The following is a 1138-nucleotide window of genomic DNA, read 5'->3' as shown; positions in this document are numbered from 1 at the left end:
TCCCCATCGCCTCAAGCTCTTCCCAAAACTCCTTCATAAACTCCTCGTCTAACTTTATAACATTCACTTCCTTCTCCATTATCCTACCCCCTTTGATTTATAGATTTGGATAATCTTCCACTATGGCCTCTATTTGTGCAAGCACTTGTTCGGTGGAGAATCCATGAAAGATGATAGCCTTAGAAGGACAAGCTGCTGCACAGGTTCCACATCCTGCACAAAGGGCTGGCTCAACCTTGGCCTTATAAACCCCATTATACTCCTCAAGCACTATCGCATTATATGGACAAAGCTGTACACACACCCCACAACTACTACACTTGTCCCTTATCACCTCAGCAGCTATCGCCTCAAACTTAATCTTACCTGGAATAACGGTTGCTGCTGCTGAAGCAGCTGCTGCTTTAGCTTGAGAAACAGAATCAGGAATGTCTTTAGGTCCTTGTACACAACCACAAACAAAGACACCCTTAGAAGCAGTATCTACTGGATAAAGTTTGGTGTGAACTTCTCTGATAAAGCCTTCCCTACCACAGCTGGCACTAAAGATCCTTCCAAGTTTCTCTGTATCTGGCCCTGGCTCAATTGCTGTTGCCAAAACCACCATGTCTACGTCCACCTCTACCGGACTGCAAAGGTCGTTGTCATATGCCCTGACCCTTAACTTTCCATCTGGTTTTACATCTACCGCTGAAACCCTTCCTCCCCTTATCACCTTGGCTCCAAGTTGTTTGGTAGAAACATAAAACTCTTCAAAATCCTTCCCTGCAGTCCTCACGTCTATGAAGAAAAGATATAGGTCTATGTCTGGATACTTCTCTTTAAGTATCTTGGCATGCTTAAACATATACATACAACAAACCTTGGAGCAATAACTATGATGTCTTTCGTCTCTGCTTCCTACACAAGAGATGAAGGCTAATTTTTTAGGTTTTTGTCCGTCAGAAAGCCTTTTAAGCTGCCCCTCCGTAGGCCCTGTAGCAGAGATAAGCCTTTCAAACTCAAGGGCAGTAAGGACATCTGGACAGTTAGGAGAGTATTCCTTAAAATGATGTTTTTCCATCGGTTTAAAACCTGTTGCCAAGATCACAGACCCTACCTTTACCTTGATAAACTCATCCTTGTCCTCATAGTTGAT

Annotated in this window: 1 protein-coding gene; it reads right to left on the bottom strand. The window is 43.5% G+C overall.

Features of this window, described 5'->3' with window-relative positions:
• Window positions 1–97: 97 nt before the first annotated feature.
• Window positions 98–1138 (bottom strand): CoB--CoM heterodisulfide reductase iron-sulfur subunit A family protein (locus tag H529_RS0109455; RefSeq protein WP_028843186.1); only part of this gene is annotated, 1041 nt, incomplete at its 5' end.

The organism is Thermodesulfobacterium thermophilum DSM 1276 (assembly GCF_000421605.1).
GTDB lineage: Bacteria > Desulfobacterota > Thermodesulfobacteria > Thermodesulfobacteriales > Thermodesulfobacteriaceae > Thermodesulfobacterium > Thermodesulfobacterium thermophilum.
This window is presented reverse-complemented; position numbering and strand designations above follow the sequence as displayed.